Below are 16832 nucleotides of genomic sequence, written 5' to 3'. Positions count from 1 at the left end.
CGAGCGGCGGGCACCACACGGCTGCGCCCCGCTTCCGTCGTGACGGAAGCGGGGCGCACACGCTGTTACTGATTAGGCCTGGACTCCGGCGTCGCCGCCAGGCGCCGTTGCGACCTGCTCAGGCAGATCCGCGAAGAACGCCGGGATGTCAGTCCACGGATCGTGGATCACGCCGTTTTCCGCATCGCGTACGGCGCGCCACACCTTCTCCGGTGTGCACGGCATGTCGATATGCCGGATGCCAAGGTGCGAGACAGCGTCGATCACGGCCGAGTGCACGGCCGGAGTCGAACCAATCGTGCCTGACTCACCGATGCCCTTGGCCCCGATCGGGTTGCCCGGGGCATCCGTTTCGGTGTTCAACGCCTCGAAGTCGCACAGGTCGGCTGCCGATGGCATGCCGTAGTCAGCCAAGGCCGCAGTGACCAGGTTGCCGTCCTCGTCGTACAGCACCTCTTCGAACAGCGATTGAGCCAAGCCCTGGGCGATACCACCGTGCTGCTGGCCACGCACCAGCATCGGGTTCAGGATCCGGCCGCAGTCGTCCACCGCGATGTGCTTACGCGGAGTGACGTAGCCGGTGTCCAGGTCGACCTCGACCACCGACAGATGCGCCCCGAACGGGAAGGACGGGCCCGGTCCGTCCCAGATTCCGGCGTACTGCAGCGGCTCGCCGCCGTTCTCCTTGGCCAACCCAGCCAACTCAGTCCAACTGATCGACTGGCCGGGCACGCCTGCAACACCCAGGCCGCCGGCATCAGCGACGACGATGTCATCAACGTTGGCCTCGAACTTCTCGGCAGCCAGCTGCTTCGCACGGGTCAGCACGTGATCGGCAGAGTTACGCAGGGCGTTTCCACCGACCTGGAGCGAGCGCGAACCGCCGGTGCCGAATCCACTGGGCACCTCCGCCGTGTCGTTGTGCACGAGACGGATGTCTTCCATCGGAATGCCCAGGTGATCAGACAGCAGCATCGCGAACGCCGTGCGGTGGCCCTGGCCACTCGCACCGGTTCCCACCCGCATCGTCGCGCTGCCGTCATCCTCGATCACGACACTGCTCCACTCGGACGGACCGAGCCCGGCAGTGACCTCGACGTACGCGCTCACGCCGATGCCCAGCTGAACCCGGTCGCCGCGTTCACGGCGAGCGGCCTGCTCGGCACGCAACTGTTGGTATCCGCCGGCCTCTAGCGCCGCATCGATCGGCTTGGCGTAGTCGCCGCTGTCGTACGGCGCACCAACGATGGTCGTCATCGGCGTATCGAAAGCAGGAATGAGGTTCTTACGGCGGATCTCGACCGGGTCGATACCCAACTCGGCCGCACCCATATCCATCAGCCGCTCGAGCAGTGCGGTGGCCTCGGGCCGTCCCGCGCCACGGAAGGCGCCGGTCTGCGTGGTGTTCGTCAGCACGAACGCCGACGAGAACGCGATCTTCGGAATCTCGTACACGCCCTGCGCCATCATCTTGGTCGAGCCGTACAGGCCGCCACCGAAGCCAGCGTACGCGCCACCGTCACCGATGACGTGACAGCGCAACCCGGTCACGGTGCCGTCCTTCTTGAAGCCCATCTCGACCCACTGCACCTGCGCGCGGCCGTGCGGCATGCCGGAGAAGTTCTCCGAGCGAGTCTCGATCCATTGCACCGGGCGGTCGAGGTCCATCGCACCCTTGATGGCGATCGCGCCTTCGTGCGGCATGCTGAACTTCGCGCCGAATGCGCCGCCCACCTGCGGGGTGAGCACCCGGATCTCCTCATCGGAGAACCCGAACGCGCGCTGCACCTGTCCCTTCACCCAGTGCGCACCCTGCGAGCTCGCGTGAATAGTCAGCGGCTCACCGTCGCGCGGCGGCACGACGAGAATGCCTTGCCCCTCCATCGGGGTCGCGGCGACGCGCTGGTTGGACAGTCGAGCTTTCACGACGATGTCGGCATCGTCGAGGACCTCGCTGGGATCGCGGGTGCCGGTCAGCACGTTCTTGCCGAGCGCCTCGAGAATCACCGGGGCGTCGGCCGCGGTCGTCTTCTCCATATCGGTCACCGACGGCAGCGGATCGATATCCGCGAAAATCGTCTCCGCGGCGTCAAGCGCTTGCCCCGGGGTCTGCGCGATCACTGCTGCGACCGCCTCCCCGGCGAAGCGAACCTTGCCGGTCGCCAGCGGTGGGCGTGCCGCAACTGGAGCAACCTGCATGGTCGGCTCGAACGGCTCGACCCCCAGATTCTCCGCGGTGTACACCTTCAGCACGCCAGGCATGCCTTCCGCTTCGCTCGTGTCGATCGACAGGATGTTCCCGTGCGCGAGCGTCGATCGCGCGAATGCGGCGTACGCGACGCCTTCGGGTTTTATGTCTCCGACGTAGATGCCCTTGCCCAGCAGGATTTCAGGATCCTCCAGGCGACGTACCTCAGTACCAAGAATCGAACCAGCCATGTCAGTACCCTATGGCGCGCATGGGCTGTGGTCCAGGCCATTGGTCACGTTGGTTACGTGTCGCGCGAATTTCTTGTGGGGTAACGGATCCCGAGTTGGTCCGACCTCACCTAGTGAGCCTCGCGGACCTGACGTGGTTCATAGATCGCCACGTGGTGGATCTGCGCGGCGATAGTGTCATCAGCGAGCACAGCGACGTCCAACTCGACGAATCGATGACCGCTCTTCTCGTACTGGGCGGCGACCTTTCCGCGGGTACTGATGAATTGCCCTTGGTGGATCATCGCGAAGTTGTGCACGGTACTGCCCACGTGAATCCAGGGACCCAGCACGACGTTCTGCGTCAGCAATGCGTTGGCCAGACCCAGCACCCACCCGGGGTGCGCCACACCGAGGTCGGTGTAGATCGGCAGCGTCTCGCGGACGTCGGCCAAATACGTCCGCGCCTTCTCATCCGGGAAGCCCACGTCCACGCTGCCGAGGTGTACGCCGGTGCGCAGCGAATGTTCATTTGCTACCGGGCGTTCGTCCGGTAGCGGCCGGTGCTGGTAATCCGATCCGGGCGGTGCGGCCGGCTGCGTCGCCGGCATGGTGCAGGTCGCGACCGCATCAATGTGGTCGCCCGTGGCGACACTCCCCTGTCCGCTCTGCTCATCGAAGCCGACGGTGACTAGGGCGCCGTCGTACGTCGGGGTGTTGTACCGCGAGGACATCACGCCACCGGCAAGCCATCGTTCGCCCCAGACACTGACAGGGCCCCAGGAAAGGTAACCATGCACCTCAACGCCGGGGACGAGCCCGCCGGTGAAGCCGAACTTTCGCGCGGTCTCGTCGTCGTGGATCTTGTTCGCGGACGCGGTTGCCGTGTTGAACGCGGAGAGTTGGCGGCTGATCATGCGTGGAGTCTAGGACGAACGCAAGGCCCGCCGCATCAGCGGCGGGCCTTGCGTCGGTGAGTGATTCGTGCGCTAGAGAGCGCCCGCCTCGAGTTCGATCGATACGCCAAGTTTCTTGCGGGCGGCCTCACGCAGCGTCGGCAAGTGACCGGAACCGAAGCGCGGCTCCCCTGGCTCGACGTCCCGAAGCAACTGCTTGGCGACGGTCCACTTGTGCACCTCGGTCGGCCCGTCGGCGATCGCCATGACCTGCGCGGTGACCATCATCCTGCTGAACGGCATTTCGTTGGAGATGCCCAGGGCGCCGTGTAGTTGCATCGCTCGCTGCACGACATCGTGGAAAACGGTCGGCATGACGACCTTGACGGCGGCGATGTCCTTGCGCACCTTGCGGTAGTCCTGGTGCTTGTCGATCAGCCAAGCCGTACGCAACAGCAGCAGGCGGAACTGTTCGATCTGGATCCAGGAGTCGGCGATCTTCTCCTGGGTTGCCTGCATATCAGCCAAGCGTCCGGTGCGCATCGTGCGCGACACAGCACGCTCGGTCATCAGATCGAACGCCTTTCGAACCCCGGCGATGGTGCGCATGCCGTGGTGGATACGACCGCCACCGAGCCGAGTCTGCGCGACCTCGAAGCCGGCACCCTCGTCACCGAGCAGGTTCTCGAACGGCACCCGGACGTTGTTGTATCGGATGTAGGCGTGATCGCCGTGTTCGTCGGGTTCGCCACCCATCGCGACGTTACGAATGATCTCGATCCCCGGCGCGTCGGCGGGCACGATGAACATCGACATACCGCGGTGCGCCTCAATCTCGGTGTTGGTCTTCACCATCACCAAGAAGAACGAGGCATAGCGCGCACTGGAGGAGAACCACTTCTCACCGTTGATCACCCAGCCATCACCGTCGCGGACAGCGGTGGTGGTGAACAGGGTCGGATCGGCGCCGGCGAGCGGCTCGGTCATCGAGTAGCAGGAAGAGATTTCGCCGTCCAGCAACGGCTGCAGGAACTGCGCCTTCTGTGCCTCGTTGCCGTACTTCGCCAAGATTTCGGCATTTCCGGAGTCGGGAGCCTGGCAGCCGAACACCGAGGGCGCGAAGCTCGATCGACCGAGAATCTCGTTCAGCAGGGCGAGCTTCACCTGCCCGTACCCCTGCCCGCCGTACTCCGGCTCGAGGTGGCAGGCCCACAGTCCCTGCTCCTTGACCTTCTGCTGCAGCGGGCGAATCGCCGCCATCATCTTCTCGTCGGACTTGTCGTACGGCGTGAGGAAGACATGATCGAAGTGCTCGATCTCTTCGCGGACAAAGTTGTCGGCCCAGTCCAACTTCGCCTGATACTCCGGGTCGGTTTCGAAATCCCACATATTGTTGCCTTTCTTGTGCCGACGTACGGCGGTTAGAAGTCCTCGGGGTGCGCGAGCAGGTGCTGCCCACGGTCGAACAACGGAATAGTCGACTCGCCGGCGTCCTCCCAGTGCGGGTCGTCGCGCTTGCCACTGCGATGCAGATAAAGGTTGAACCCGGTGATCACACCGAACCGGTAGCACGCGTATGCCTTATGCCAGGCTGCATCGCGGACCTCTCGCCCAAGCGCCTCCTGGTATTGAGCCAGCAGCCACGCCGGATCAACCACGACACGCATGATCGCCTGCTTGTTCGGCGCCCAGCACGCAAGGTCGGTCATCATCGACAACCACGCGATATCCAGCGTTTGCGAGCCGATACCGGAGATCTCCCAGTCGACCACACCGCTGATCGAGGCATCATCCTCGAAGAGCACATTATTGGTGTGGAAATCGCCGTGGAAGACGCCGATCGGGTAGTCCTTCGGCTTGCTGGCCAGCAACGCGTCGGCCAGCGCATCGGCCGCGGGCGGCATGTGCGGCTCGGCCATCTTCGGCTGCAGCGTGCGCCAGAACTCGATGTCCTGCTCAGGCAGCTTGACGGGCTCCCATTCGGCCAGGTCCGCACGCCAATCCACCGAATGGATGCTGGCGAGCACGCGTGCCGCGTTCGCCAGGTAGGGGCGAACGTCAGCCTCCGGCAGTTTCTCACCCTGGGCGTTTGCCATATCCAACGGCCCGCCGGTGAGGAACCGCTGGATGTAAGCGTCCGTGTCGAACCACGACTCGTCCGGTGAATTCCAGAGCACCGCCGCTACTGGGATGCCAGCACGGTCCAACGACTTCAGCAGCGGAACTTGGCGCAGCACGTCGGTGTTGCCCTTACGCCGGACACCGGGTGGGGCAAGCCGAATCACCAACTTCTCGACATCATCGGCGCGACGTACTTCGAACCCGAAGCTCAGTCCGGCGTGCCCCGGCAGTGCCCAGACCTCCCCTAGTTCGGCCGCTGGGTCATGTACCTCTGTAATCCATCGTTGCAGGCGCGGACGAATGGTCTCCCGGTCGATCAACGACCCTCCCGTAGAAAAGCGAACCTGACTTACGTGTCAGGTCTCAACATTTGTCGACTGAACGCTCGTTGTCAAACGATCAGGTCTCGATTCGCCGGTGAATCTCCGCTAACCGATTGACACGAACGTTGGGTGGATACAGAATCGGGCATCCATGTGCGCTGGTTCACACATGACGTGAGTCACGAGCGCATGGCATCCCAGGTAGGACCATCCAGAAGGAAGCCACATGCGTAAATCCACCACGGCGCTCGTTGGTCTTGGCGCCGCTGTCATCCTCGCGCTCACGAGTTGCTCGACCAAGTCCGAGTCGGGCGGTAGCGGGGACGATGGCGAAGGCGGCCTGAAAACCGACATCGGCGTCACGGACGACACCATCACGCTCGGTGTGCTGTACGACGCGAGCGGTCCATACAAGTCCGGTGGCCTCTCCGCGCTCTACGGTCACCAGATCTGGGCCGACGAGGTCAATGACAATGGTGGCATCTGCGGCCGCCAGATCGAATTCGACATCAAGGATCACGGCTACAAGGCCGAGAACGCCGTACCGCTTTACGAAGAGATGCGTTCGAATGACCTCGGCCTGGTGCAACTGCTGGGGTCGCCCACCCTCGCCGCGGTCAAGACAAAGTTGTCGCAGGACAAGATGCTGGCCGGCGTGCCGTCGATGGCCTCGAACAACCTGGACAACGATCAGATCCTCGCGACCACCACGACGTACGACGTTGAGATGATCAACGGCCTCTCCTGGATGATGGAGCAGGGCATGCTGTCGGAGGGCGACACGATCGGTGCCATCTACCTGAATAACGAAGCGGGCCAGAACGGCATCGCGGGCACCAAGTACTTCGCCGAACAACACGACATCACGATCATCGAGTCCGAGGTCGGGGCCACCGACGCCGATATGACCTCAACCGTGACGAAGATGAAGTCAGACGGCGTCAAGCTCATGGCTGCGATGGTCTCGCCTGCGCAGGTCTCCTCCATCGGCGTACAGATGAAGGCTCAGGGCATGGATATGCCGCTGCTGGGTTGGGGGCCGACTTACGCGCCCACCCTGGTTACCAGCGAGGAAGTCGTCGACGCGCTGACCGACAACTACTACCTCACCGCGTCGGCGGCGCCGTGGATGACCGATACGCCCGAGGCGCAGAAGGTCCGCGATGCATGGGATGAGATGGACATCGAGGACCCGCCATCCAGCACGGCCTTCGTCGGGTACCTCGCCGCGCTGGCCTGGGGCGCAATTTTGGAAGCTGCGTGCGACTCGGGAGATATGACGCGTGAAGGCGTGATGGAGGCGCGCAAAACTGTCGACGACCTCGATACCGGCGGCCTGTCCGGCACCCTGGACTTCAGCAACCCGAACGCGCCCACCACCCGCGAGGTCTACATCGCGCAACTGGCCGCAGACATCCCGGGCGGGACGCAAGCGGTGAGCGACTTGTACGTCTCCGATGACGCGAAGGAATACAAGGCGCCGTACGAATAAGCCGCGCACTTAGCAAGACCTTGCGGCGCTATTGCTCACGCCAGTTTCGAACTGCGCAGAGCAATAGCGCCGCAGTCGCGATCTAGCCGATGACGCCGCCGTCGGCCCGTAACAAGGTGCCGGTCACGTAACTGGACATGTCGCTGGCCAAGAAGAGCGCCGGGCCAACGATCTCGCTCGGTTGCGCCGTCCGGTTCAGGCTGGTGATGCTCTCCAGGCGTTCACGCACACCCGCCGGCCAGTTCGTCGCGATATCGGTCTCGAAACCGCCCGGTGCGATCGCGTTCACGCGCACGTTTGGGCCCAACGCCTCAGCCAACCCCTGCGTCATCACGTTCAGCGCCGCCTTCGCCGCCGAATAGGGCAAGGAGAAGGTATCGGGCTTATACGAGTTAACGCTCGAGATGTTGATGATGCTGCCACCACGATCGGCCTTCATCCGCTCGCCGACAAGCACCGCGAGCCGAAACGGGACCTTGAAGTTCAGCCCGAGTACGGCGTCCATGTACCCCTCATCGATCTCTCCGAGGCTCGGGTACAGCGGCGATTTGCCCGCATTGTTCACCAACACGTCGACCTTACCGAACTCGTCATAAGCCTTCTCGGCGAGCATATTTGCGTCTTCCCACCGGCCAAGGTGGGCCGCGACCGGCAGCGCGCGGCGACCGCGCTCGCGAACCTGGGCGGCCACCGCTTCACACGCCTCAAACTTGCGGCTGGCCACGACGACGTCCGCCCCGGCCTCGGCGAATGCCAGGCACATCTGTTGGCCGAGCCCGCGACTTCCGCCGGTCACGATCGCTACTTTCCCAGTCAGATCGGGCTTCTGGTTGTTCATCGGACTCCTCGAAACTGGGCGCCGAGTGGGTACTCACGACGCGTTGGATAGCGTGCTGAAGTTACCGCGAGGGTCGGTGAAGGCGCCATGCGCCCTTGGCTATGTAGCGACCACCCAATACCCTCGGGAAAACCAACACTGAGGAGGCACTATGTCCAACGCCGAGAATCCCGCAGCGCAGCCGTTGCCGACGCTGAGTCGCTCCATCGAGGGCCGCGCGGCAATCGTTACCGGAGCCGCGAGCGGTATGGGCCGGGCTACGGCGCTGCTGTTCGCATCGCAGGGCGCGCGGGTGGTGGTCGCTGATCTCGGTGAGGACCGCGTGTCTGAAGTAGTCGATCAGATCGCCGAAGCGTACGGCGCCGACCGCGCTCTTGGCGTCGTCACCGACGTGTCCAAGCCCGAGGACATCAAGCACCTGGTGTCGCAGACCATCGGCTGGGCGGATCGCCTCGACATCGTGGTTAACAACGCTGGCGTATCGCGCCCGAACACGACTGTCCAGGAGGACGACGAATTCGAGGAAGCCTGGGCAGCGACGATGGCCGTGAACGTCACCGCGCAGGCCCGCCTGGTCCGCGAAGCGCTCCCGCATCTACTGAAGTCGGACGCGCCGCGCGTGGTCAACATCGCCTCGACCGAAGCCATCGTCGCGCAGCGCGGATTGCTGTCCTACGCTGCGTCGAAGTCCGGTGTGGTCGGCCTGACGAAGTCGCTGGCCGTCGAGTTGGGCTACCACGGCGTCAATGTCAACTGCATCTGCCCGGGACCGATTCAGACCGGGATGACCGCGAAGTACGACGACGAGCTCAAGGCCAAGTACGCGAAGGCTCGCGTTCCGCTGCGTCGCTACGGCCGCGCCGAGGAAGTCGCGCAGATGACGCTGAACCTGTGTCTGCCGGCATCGAGCTTCGTCACCGGTGCGATTATTCCGGTCGACGGCGGTATGACGATTCGCCACACCTAAGCACTGCGCATATAAGGAACGTCGGGTCTGATGAGACCCGACGTTTCTTATATGCCTAATTACTACAGCGAGACCTGCCCCTTAGCGGCGTCACCGGACGGCGCCGGACGCATGATCGTCAACTTCGCGTCACCCTCGAGCAGGCCCTTGGTCGCCTCGCGTGAGGCCTTGATCGCATCGCCCTCGGCGTGCTTTCCGAGCGCCTCCTTGGAGGCCCAGGACTCGATCAGGTACACCTTTTCCTTGCTGCTGTGGAATGCGTACCGCTCGCAACCTTCCTCGGCGTGGGCGAGGTGGGCGTTGCTGGTGAGCGCCTCCAGCAGCTCGTCCTTCTTGCCTTCCTTCGGGGTGTACTCGACGAAAATAACGATCGACATATGACTTCCTTTCCGTGGCGCAGGTCGGGTCCGGACTGTCGTTGACCCGCGCCCAATGTCCGTTGAGCATGACAGAATCGATGGCAGAACCGCTAGCGCGCTCCGCGATATGAACATACGTTCAACCACCTGCGCAGATCAACAAGCCCGCGATCGACGCTTTCTTCGCTGCACCCGTCGACGAAACCCCATAACGAACGCCAAAAAACGCCAGGCTGCACTCGGTTCCTCCGGGCCAGTCATGGCATGATTGATCGCATGTTCAGCGACCGAAACGCACCGCACGGGCCATCGGCCCACACCGATTTGGTGTCCCCGGATGACGACGCAACGTTTGGGACCATCCTCGACGCCGCGGTGCGCGTCTTCGGTAAGCGCGGCTATCACGGAACCTCGGTCAGAGACATCGCTGAAGCCGCCGGAGTGAGCCCAGGTTCGCTTTACAACCATTTCGATTCCAAACATGACCTGCTCGTGGTGATCCTCGATCGCGGTCTGGACAACCTGGTTTCTGCCTCCGAAGATGCGCTGTACACCGCGGCGCCAGATCCGGTGAGCCGGCTCAAGGCCCTCGTCGGGACCCATGTGCGCACCCACGCGGTCGCGCGCATAGAGAGTTACATCGGCAACTCCGAGTTACGCAGTTTGAGTCGCGATGCCCGCGCGCTCATCATTTCCAAGCGCGACACCCAGCAGCGGATGTTTGACCGCGTCGTGCGCGACGGCACGAAACAGGGCGTATTCACCACCAGCGACCCCGTGACGGCATCGCGTTATGTCGTCACCGCGTGCACCGCTGTCGCTACCTGGTATCGACCCGATGGGGACATCGGAATCGACGAGCTGGTTCAGAAGTACGAAGAGCTTTCATTATCTTGTGTCGGCTATATAGGAGATCCCACGGATGCGTGACAGTAACGACCTCGCCCAGGCCATCCAGCAGCGGCTGGCTCGCGTATTGGAGGCTGAGGTGAGCGTGCGTGACGTTGAGCCGGTGACTGCTGGTGCCAGCAAGTCGATCTGGACTTTCGTCGCGACAATCAACGGCGAGGACCGGGATCTCGTCCTACGGCGTGATCCGATCGAGAACCAGCGTCCGGAAAATATGGCTCAGGAGGCTGCCGTTATTCGCGCCGCCGGCGAGGCCGGCGTGCCGGTTCCGGCGATCATCGACAGCGGGGACGGAGACGCCGGACTCGGCGCGCCGTTCGTCATCATGTCCCGCGAGTACGGCGAGACCCTCGCACCGCGCAACCTGCGCGATCCTGAGGTACAGCGCAACCGCGACCTGCTTGCCGAAGACCTCGGTCGGGCCATTGCCCAGATCCAGAAGATCCCGTTTGACTGCTCACCCAGCATCAAATACCACGACGATGTCGCACAGTTCGAGGAGGACTACCGCGCGGGCGGACTGCTCCCGGCTATGGAAATCGGGTGGCGCTGGCTGCGCGAAAACCCGACCCCACGACGCGAACGAGTGTTCGTGCACGGGGACTTCCGACACGGCAACCTGATGTTCAATCATGGCCGCTTGGCGGCCGTCCTGGACTGGGAACTCCCACACATCGGCGATCCACTGGAGGACATGGGCTGGGTCAGCACCAAGGCGTGGCGGTTCGGCTATCCCGAGGTCGTCGGCGGATTCGGGTCGATTTCCTCGCTACTGGACGGCTACGAGTCGGTCGCCGGATGGCGCCCAGAAGACCGCGAAGTGCAGTGGTGGTCCGTGTTCGGATCGATCCGATGGGGCACCATGTGCCGCCGGCAGGCCGCGCGCACGCTCGTCGGCGAAGAGGACTCCCTCGAATTGGCGCTGATCGGACGCCGCGTCGCCGAGAACGAGTTCGATGTTCTCGTCGGACTCGGCCTCGCGGTGCCCGGTGAGCGGGATCTGCCCACCGAAACCCGCGACGGCGGCATGTTCGAATGGCCAACCATCGACGAGATCTTGCAGCGGATCATCTCTACCACTGGCCGGAGCAAGGTCTATTCAGACCGCCTCATCCGCAGTGCGGTCAGCGTCGTGGCACGCGAGTTGAACTCTGGTCCAATCCTGCAACAGCGACTTGCCGATGCGCTCGCGGCTGCCGGATACGCCAGCGAAGACGAACTTGCTATCGCGATCCGCGACGGAGCCGAACTCACCGATGCACTGATCACCGCGGTGCGCACCGGAGTGGAGAGCCGCCTGTTGGTGTGGAACCCAAAGTATCTCGCCTACCCTGCCCCGCCAGAGCGCTAACGAGCGCACCGCATCCGGGCACGCCGGCACGCCGGGCACGCCGTATTTTGCGGTGCCGGACACCGAACCGACGCGCGTCTAGGATCGGCAGAAACGTAGCGACGATGGGGGACCTCCATGGCTTGGCAGAAGATGCTCACGCGGGTCGACAACTACGACGACCTCTGGAAGCAGATCGACTATGCGACCTTTCAGATTCCGCAGCATTTCAACATGGGCGCAGCCGTCATCGAGGATCGAGATCCGACGCGGCGGGCCATCACCGAGGTCTACCCGGACTTCTCCACACGTGACTTCACGTGGGCGGAGTTGCTGGAGCGCAGCAACCGCATCGGCAACGCGCTACGTGATCGCGGGGTAGGCCGCGGCGACGTCGTGGTCATCATCAATCCGCAGGCTTTCGATACCGCAGCCGCATTCGTCGGCATCTGGCGAATCGGCGCCGTCGTACTGCCGATCTCGCAGTTGTTCGGCCCGAGCGCCCTGGACTACCGATTCGGCAATTCGGGCGCGAAGGCAGTCATTACGTTCCAGGAGCACCGCGAGAAAGTCGTCGAAGGCATCGGCGATCGCGACCTCCCCTTGCTCGTCATCGGCGCCCCTGCAGATGATCCAGCGTCCTTTGAGTCGGCGTTGGCAGCAGCTTCACCGCAGCTAGAGACAATCAACACCGAGTCCGAAGAATCGGCGCTGTTGGTCTACACCTCCGGCACGACGGGGAACCCGAAGGGCGCGCTACACGCGCATCGTCAGTTGTTCGGGCAGATGCCGCCGATGGAGATGTGTTACGACTTCCATCCCGAGTCAGACGACGTGTTCTGGTCGGTCGCGGACTGGGCCTGGATCGCCGGGATCATGTGCATCATGATGGCGGCGCTGCTGTATGAGGTGCCGCTGGTGGTCGACCGCAAGGAAGGATTCGATCCGCAGCGGGCGGCCAGAATTATGCGCGAGCACAAGGTCAGCCTCACCCTGCTCCCCGCGACAGCGCTTCGCGGGTTCCGCGCCTCGGGGATTGACGGCGGCGGGTTCAGCATTCGTGCCATGATGTCCGGCGGTGAGGCGCTCGGCGCCGAACTGCGCGGGTGGGCCTCCGAGTTTTTCGGTGGACAGATCAACGACGCCTACGGCCAGACCGAAATGAACGGATTTGCGCTGCACTCCTCGCAGGTCTTCGAGACCAAACCTGGCGCTGCCGGTCGCCCGGCACCAGGTAGCCGCGTGATGGTGGTCGATGAAGACTTCAATCCGGTCCGCAATCAGACGGGTCGGATCGTCGTGTGGCGGCACAACCCGCTGGTGATGAAGGAGTATTGGCGCAACCCCGAAGGCACCGCGAAGAAGTTTCACGGCGACTGGCTGATCTCCGGTGATCTCGGCCGGATGGACGACGACGGCTACATCTGGTTCGAATCCCGCGACGACGATGTCATCAACTCGTCGGGGTACCGGATCGGTCCGACGGAGATCGAGGACTGCCTCTGTGCGCATGATTCGGTCGCGCTCGCCGCGGTCATCGGCGTCCCGGACGAGCGTCGCGGGGAGGCCATTCGCGCGTTCGTCGTACCTCGACCGGGCGTACAGACCTCTGATGAACTCGGCCAGGAATTGCGCGCCTACGTGCGTGCCCGGCTCGCTGCGCATGAAGTCCCACGCGAAATCGTCTTCCTGGATGATCTGCCGCGTACGGCGACGGGCAAGATTATGCGTCGCACGTTGCGTGAGCCGAAGGAATAGGTGCGCCGGGGATGAGTACCGACGAAGTAGCGATCATCACCGGCGCAGGCAGCGGGATCGGCCGTGCTGCCGCGCAACGGCTGGTCGCCGACGGATTCAAAGTAGTGCTGGCCGACCTGAACCTGCCGCACGCACATGAGGCCGCCGCCGAGATTGAACGTGAGCATCCCGGGAGTACGGTCGTCGCACACGTGGACGTACGCCTGGAATCGGATATATCGCAGATGGTGCAGACCGCGATCGATTCCTTCGGCCGGCTGGACGTATTGGTGAACAACGCCGGGCTCGGTGGCGCCTTCGGCGTGGTCACCGAAACCGCCGTTGAGGACTGGGATTTCACCTTCGAAGTGCTGGTTCGAGGCGTATTCCTCGGTATCAAGCACGCCGTTCCACATATGCCCGAGGGCTCCCGGATCGTCAATATAGCGTCGATCGCGGCGTACAACGGCAGTTCGGGAGCGATGGCCTACTCGGCTGCGAAGCATGCGGTCATCGGTATCACGCGTTCTGCCGCCGTTGAACTTGGCCCTCGCGGGATTCGCGTCAACGCCGTCTCGCCGGGCGTAATCCGCACACCGCTGATGGAGTCCGGAGCCGATCCCGAACGACTGGATCGCATCCTGCCGACCGCACAGATCACGGGACGATGGGGTCATGTCGCTGATATTGCCGGCGCGATCGCTTTCCTATCGAGCAACGACTCGTCCTTCATTAACGGCGAGTCGATCGTGGTGGACGGCGGTCTCGTCGCTGCCGGCCCCGGCGGCGACTCATTCGGACACCTCGGGATCGACCCCAAGACCCGCGGGCTGGTCGGCGTGAACCGCGGCAGTACCGGCGTACGCAGTACGGTCCACAAGCGCCTCAACGACGGCGGCTAGGGCGCCAGTTGCGCGACCGCCCGGGCGAGAGCTCCCACGGAGTCGAAGGTCGGCACTCCGCCGGCACGTAGGACGTCTCGACCCTCAGCTGTTTGGCTTCGACTTGCCAGCCAGGCGACCCAGACCGGCTTCGTATCGGCATTCGTCATCGCATCGACGATCGCGCGCGCCAGATCAGCGCCGCGCTTTCCGGTGACCATCGTCAGCACGATAGCAACGCCATCGACGTCGGGATCTGCCGCAGAGATCGCGCAGACCTGCGCGAAATCCTCGAACGCAGTCGGAGTATTCAGAATCTGCGCAGTGACATCGACCGGATTGCTGACGGACCCGAAAGCGGGCACGAACTGCTCCAGCGATCGCTGGGTGCGCTCACTCAACTCCCGAACGCGCAGCCCGTGGGCATCGCAGTGATCCGCTAGCAAAATCCCCCCGCCACCGGACGTGGTGATGATGGCCAGGTTCCGGCCGCCGATCATGCGACCGGTCAGCATCATGGGTGCGGCCAACAGTTCATCGACGTCATCAACGAGCATGACGCCGTGCTGGCGCGCCGCGCGCAGGACCGTGTCGTCTGCGCCGAGAACGGCTCCGGTATGTGCGGCCGCAGCGCGCTTACCTACAACGGAACGGCCCGATCGCAGCAAGACCAGGCTCTTGTCAGCGGCATGCGCGGCGGCGCACAATCGCTCGAATCCTGAAACGTCCGAAATCCCCTCGGCGTACATCAGCACGGTGCGGATCTTCTCGTCCGCGATGAGCGCGGTCGCTACTTCAACCAGATCGAGATCGGCCTGATTGCCCGTGGCTACCCATGCGTCGAGCGACAACCCGAGCTCAGCGGCCATATCAAGCACGGATCCACCGACCGCACCGCTTTGACCGACAAATGCCACACCGCTGCCTGAGGCCAAGTCTCGCTGCGCAGCGGCGGTAAAGGTCGCGAACACCGCAGCGGACGGATTGATTGCTCCCTGACAATTGGGGCCGAGAACCCGCACGTTCGCGCGCTTTGCCTCCGCCACGAGTTGTTCCTGCAAGGCGGCGCCCTCCGCGCCGATCTCGGCGAATCCTGACGCGAACACCACCACTACCTTGGCGCCCACGTTCCCTGCGGCCCGAACGACGTCGATGGTCGCTGCCGCGGGAACCATCGAGAGGACCAAGTCAACCTGCTCCCCAATTGCGCTCAGATCGCTAAAGCACGGCGTAGCGCCGATCTGCTCGTACCGAGGGTTGACCGGATAGATGTTTCCGGCGTACCCGTGCCGAAGTAGCAACTCCAGCGGGCGCGCCGAGACCGACCCCTCCCGGGCAGATGCACCGACGATAGCGATCGACTTCGGCTCGAGCAGAGCCTGAACGACGGAGATTGTCGATGGGTCGCGATCAAGCATCTGCGCGGCTCCTCGCCATTGAGTCAGGACGTGCATGTGACATCAGGCGTAATCCTGGCATCAGCCCTATGTCAGCAGGTTATTGATTGCGGCGTCAATACCGGTTACAGGCCGTCGGCAAGTTCGCGTACCAACCTCAACTGCGCGATGCGCTCCTCGCTCGTCGATCCGGCAAGCGTCACGTTGAGCATCGAAACACCGGCGTCGGCGTACGCCTGTAGCCGCTGGCGTACGTGCTCTCGACTGCCGATCAGCGCGACGCCCTCGAGATACTCCTGCGGCACCGCGGCTGCTGCCTGCTCGCGCTGTTTGTTCAGGTAGAGGTCGGCGACGCGATCAGCCGCTGTTCCCAGCCCGTAACGGGACAGGACGTCATGATAGAAATTCTGCCCACGAGGGCCCATCCCACCGACGTAGTGCGCGGTGTGCGCGCGCAATGCGTCCCAATGCCGATCCGCGTGCTCGGTGTCGATGGCGACGTGCGCCGGCGCGACGATCTGCAACGCAGCGAGGTCGTCGCCTCGTCGCGAGAGCCCTTCACGAAGCGCGCTCCCCCAGACGCCGTCGGCTCGCTCCGGCCAAAACATGACGCTCGTCCAGCCGTCAGCCTTGCGCGCCGTCATCCGCACCGATGCTGCACCCAGAGCGGCAATATAGATGGGGATTTTCGTCCGCGGTCCCGTGGCCATCACCTTGAGTGCGCGGCGAGAATTCACCGGCAGTGGATATGGCGGTGAGCCGGTCGCGACCTCGCGTGCCCACACGCGGCGGCAGATGTCGATGATGGCGGCCATCCTGGCCACCGGGCGCTCGTATGGCACGCCATGCCAGCCCTCGATGACAGCAGGGCCCGATGCCCCCAGCCCTAGTATCGCCCGTCCGCCACTCAGCGCGTCGAGGGTGAGCGCGCTCTGCGCCAACAGGGTTGGTGTGCGCGAGTACGCCGATACGATCCCGGGGCCCAGCAACGCGCGGCTGGTGATCTGCGACAACGCTCCGAGTGGGCCAATCGCGTCGAATCCATACGACTCCCCCAACCAGATCGCGTCCACCCCCGCCGCGTCGTACCCGGCGATCTCGTCGAGCATCGCGGGAAAGTTGGTACTCGAGCCGAACGTCACGCCTATTTTCACGGCGAATCTC

General features: G+C 63.7%; 14 protein-coding genes. 6 read left to right on the top strand and 8 right to left on the bottom strand.

The genetic code is table 11. The annotated features are described in order from the left end of the window. Window positions 1–72: 72 nt before the first annotated feature. The 4 genes from E1H16_RS16790 to E1H16_RS16775 form a co-directional block, all read right to left on the bottom strand. A complete protein-coding gene (locus E1H16_RS16790) occupies window positions 73–2439 on the bottom strand; it encodes a xanthine dehydrogenase family protein molybdopterin-binding subunit (RefSeq protein ID WP_134325073.1) in 2367 nt (788 codons plus the stop codon). A 110-nt stretch (window positions 2440–2549) separates the two neighbouring features. After that, entirely contained in the window at window positions 2550–3335 is a 786-nt protein-coding gene (locus tag E1H16_RS16785) for a hypothetical protein (RefSeq protein WP_134325072.1), read from the bottom strand. A 72-nt stretch (window positions 3336–3407) separates the two neighbouring features. Further along, window positions 3408–4703, bottom strand: a complete 1296-nt coding sequence (locus E1H16_RS16780; protein WP_134325071.1) for an acyl-CoA dehydrogenase family protein — start codon at window positions 4701–4703, stop codon at window positions 3408–3410. 32 nt (window positions 4704–4735) lie between these two features. Next, complete coding sequence (locus tag E1H16_RS16775) at window positions 4736–5755, bottom strand: phosphotransferase family protein (protein ID WP_134325070.1); 1020 nt, start codon at window positions 5753–5755, stop codon at window positions 4736–4738. A 229-nt stretch (window positions 5756–5984) separates the two neighbouring features. Here E1H16_RS16775 and E1H16_RS16770 point away from each other — a divergent pair, with 229 nt between their 5' ends. After that, window positions 5985–7250, top strand: coding sequence for an ABC transporter substrate-binding protein (locus tag E1H16_RS16770; RefSeq protein ID WP_134325069.1), 1266 nt, complete (start codon window positions 5985–5987; stop codon window positions 7248–7250). 82 nt (window positions 7251–7332) lie between these two features. On the opposite strand, the gene E1H16_RS16765 is transcribed toward E1H16_RS16770, so the two are convergent. Next, window positions 7333–8088 (bottom strand): SDR family NAD(P)-dependent oxidoreductase, encoded by a 756-nt coding sequence (locus E1H16_RS16765; protein ID WP_134325068.1) that lies wholly within the window; start codon window positions 8086–8088, stop codon window positions 7333–7335. A gap of 151 nt (window positions 8089–8239) precedes the next feature. Between E1H16_RS16765 and E1H16_RS16760 the strand changes: the two genes are divergently transcribed. After that, entirely contained in the window at window positions 8240–9055 is an 816-nt protein-coding gene (locus tag E1H16_RS16760) for an SDR family NAD(P)-dependent oxidoreductase (protein ID WP_134325067.1), read from the top strand. A 62-nt stretch (window positions 9056–9117) separates the two neighbouring features. Here E1H16_RS16760 and E1H16_RS16755 read toward each other — a convergent pair whose 3' ends face one another. Further along, window positions 9118–9432 carry a putative quinol monooxygenase gene (locus E1H16_RS16755; RefSeq protein WP_166741818.1) on the bottom strand — a complete coding sequence of 105 codons (315 nt, stop codon included), beginning with the start codon at window positions 9430–9432 and terminating at the stop codon, window positions 9118–9120. 258 nt (window positions 9433–9690) lie between these two features. On the opposite strand from E1H16_RS16755, the gene E1H16_RS16750 reads away from it, so the two are divergent. The 4 genes from E1H16_RS16750 to E1H16_RS16735 all read left to right on the top strand — a co-directional run bounded on the left by E1H16_RS16750 (window position 9691) and on the right by E1H16_RS16735 (window position 14292). Continuing rightward, window positions 9691–10344 carry a TetR/AcrR family transcriptional regulator gene (locus tag E1H16_RS16750; protein ID WP_134325065.1) on the top strand — a complete coding sequence of 218 codons (654 nt, stop codon included), beginning with the start codon at window positions 9691–9693 and terminating at the stop codon, window positions 10342–10344. After that, window positions 10337–11674, top strand: a complete 1338-nt coding sequence (locus tag E1H16_RS16745) for a phosphotransferase (RefSeq protein ID WP_134325064.1) — start codon at window positions 10337–10339, stop codon at window positions 11672–11674. Before E1H16_RS16750 ends, E1H16_RS16745 begins: the two co-directional genes overlap by 8 nt. A gap of 117 nt (window positions 11675–11791) precedes the next feature. Continuing rightward, window positions 11792–13411: an AMP-binding protein gene (locus E1H16_RS16740; protein ID WP_134325063.1), complete on the top strand. Its 1620-nt coding sequence runs from the start codon at window positions 11792–11794 to the stop codon at window positions 13409–13411. Window positions 13412–13422: 11 nt separating this feature from the next. After that, window positions 13423–14292, top strand: a complete 870-nt coding sequence (locus E1H16_RS16735) for an SDR family NAD(P)-dependent oxidoreductase (protein WP_134325062.1) — start codon at window positions 13423–13425, stop codon at window positions 14290–14292. Here E1H16_RS16735 and E1H16_RS16730 read toward each other — a convergent pair. Both E1H16_RS16730 and E1H16_RS16725 read right to left on the bottom strand, forming a co-directional pair. Continuing rightward, complete coding sequence (locus E1H16_RS16730) at window positions 14289–15689, bottom strand: acetate--CoA ligase family protein (RefSeq protein ID WP_166741817.1); 1401 nt, start codon at window positions 15687–15689, stop codon at window positions 14289–14291. The two genes, E1H16_RS16735 and E1H16_RS16730, sit on opposite strands and share 4 nt — an antisense overlap. A 104-nt stretch (window positions 15690–15793) precedes the next feature. After that, complete coding sequence (locus tag E1H16_RS16725; protein WP_208379117.1) at window positions 15794–16822, bottom strand: LLM class F420-dependent oxidoreductase; 1029 nt, start codon at window positions 16820–16822, stop codon at window positions 15794–15796. Window positions 16823–16832 lie beyond the last annotated feature (10 nt).

Source organism: Cumulibacter soli, assembly GCF_004382795.1.
Taxonomy (GTDB): Bacteria; Actinomycetota; Actinomycetes; order Mycobacteriales; family Antricoccaceae; genus Cumulibacter; species Cumulibacter soli.
This window is presented reverse-complemented; position numbering and strand designations above follow the sequence as displayed.

Bases quoted from the DNA above. Each gene is read 5' to 3' on its own strand.
- E1H16_RS16790 (WP_134325073.1), bottom strand. From the start codon at position 2,439: ATGGCTGGTTCGATTCTTGGTACTGAGGTACGTCGCCTGGAGGATCCT.
- E1H16_RS16780 (WP_134325071.1), bottom strand. From the start codon at position 4,703: ATGTGGGATTTCGAAACCGACCCGGAGTATCAGGCGAAGTTGGACTGG.
- E1H16_RS16760 (WP_134325067.1), top strand. From the start codon at position 8,240: ATGTCCAACGCCGAGAATCCCGCAGCGCAGCCGTTGCCGACGCTGAGT.
- E1H16_RS16740 (WP_134325063.1), top strand. From the start codon at position 11,792: ATGGCTTGGCAGAAGATGCTCACGCGGGTCGACAACTACGACGACCTC.
- E1H16_RS16785 (WP_134325072.1), bottom strand. From the start codon at position 3,335: ATGATCAGCCGCCAACTCTCCGCGTTCAACACGGCAACCGCGTCCGCG.
- E1H16_RS16730 (WP_166741817.1), bottom strand. From the start codon at position 15,689: ATGCTTGATCGCGACCCATCGACAATCTCCGTCGTTCAGGCTCTGCTC.
- E1H16_RS16770 (WP_134325069.1), top strand. From the start codon at position 5,985: ATGCGTAAATCCACCACGGCGCTCGTTGGTCTTGGCGCCGCTGTCATC.
- E1H16_RS16765 (WP_134325068.1), bottom strand. From the start codon at position 8,088: ATGAACAACCAGAAGCCCGATCTGACTGGGAAAGTAGCGATCGTGACC.
- E1H16_RS16745 (WP_134325064.1), top strand. From the start codon at position 10,337: ATGCGTGACAGTAACGACCTCGCCCAGGCCATCCAGCAGCGGCTGGCT.
- E1H16_RS16750 (WP_134325065.1), top strand. From the start codon at position 9,691: ATGTTCAGCGACCGAAACGCACCGCACGGGCCATCGGCCCACACCGAT.
- E1H16_RS16755 (WP_166741818.1), bottom strand. From the start codon at position 9,432: ATGTCGATCGTTATTTTCGTCGAGTACACCCCGAAGGAAGGCAAGAAG.
- E1H16_RS16735 (WP_134325062.1), top strand. From the start codon at position 13,423: ATGAGTACCGACGAAGTAGCGATCATCACCGGCGCAGGCAGCGGGATC.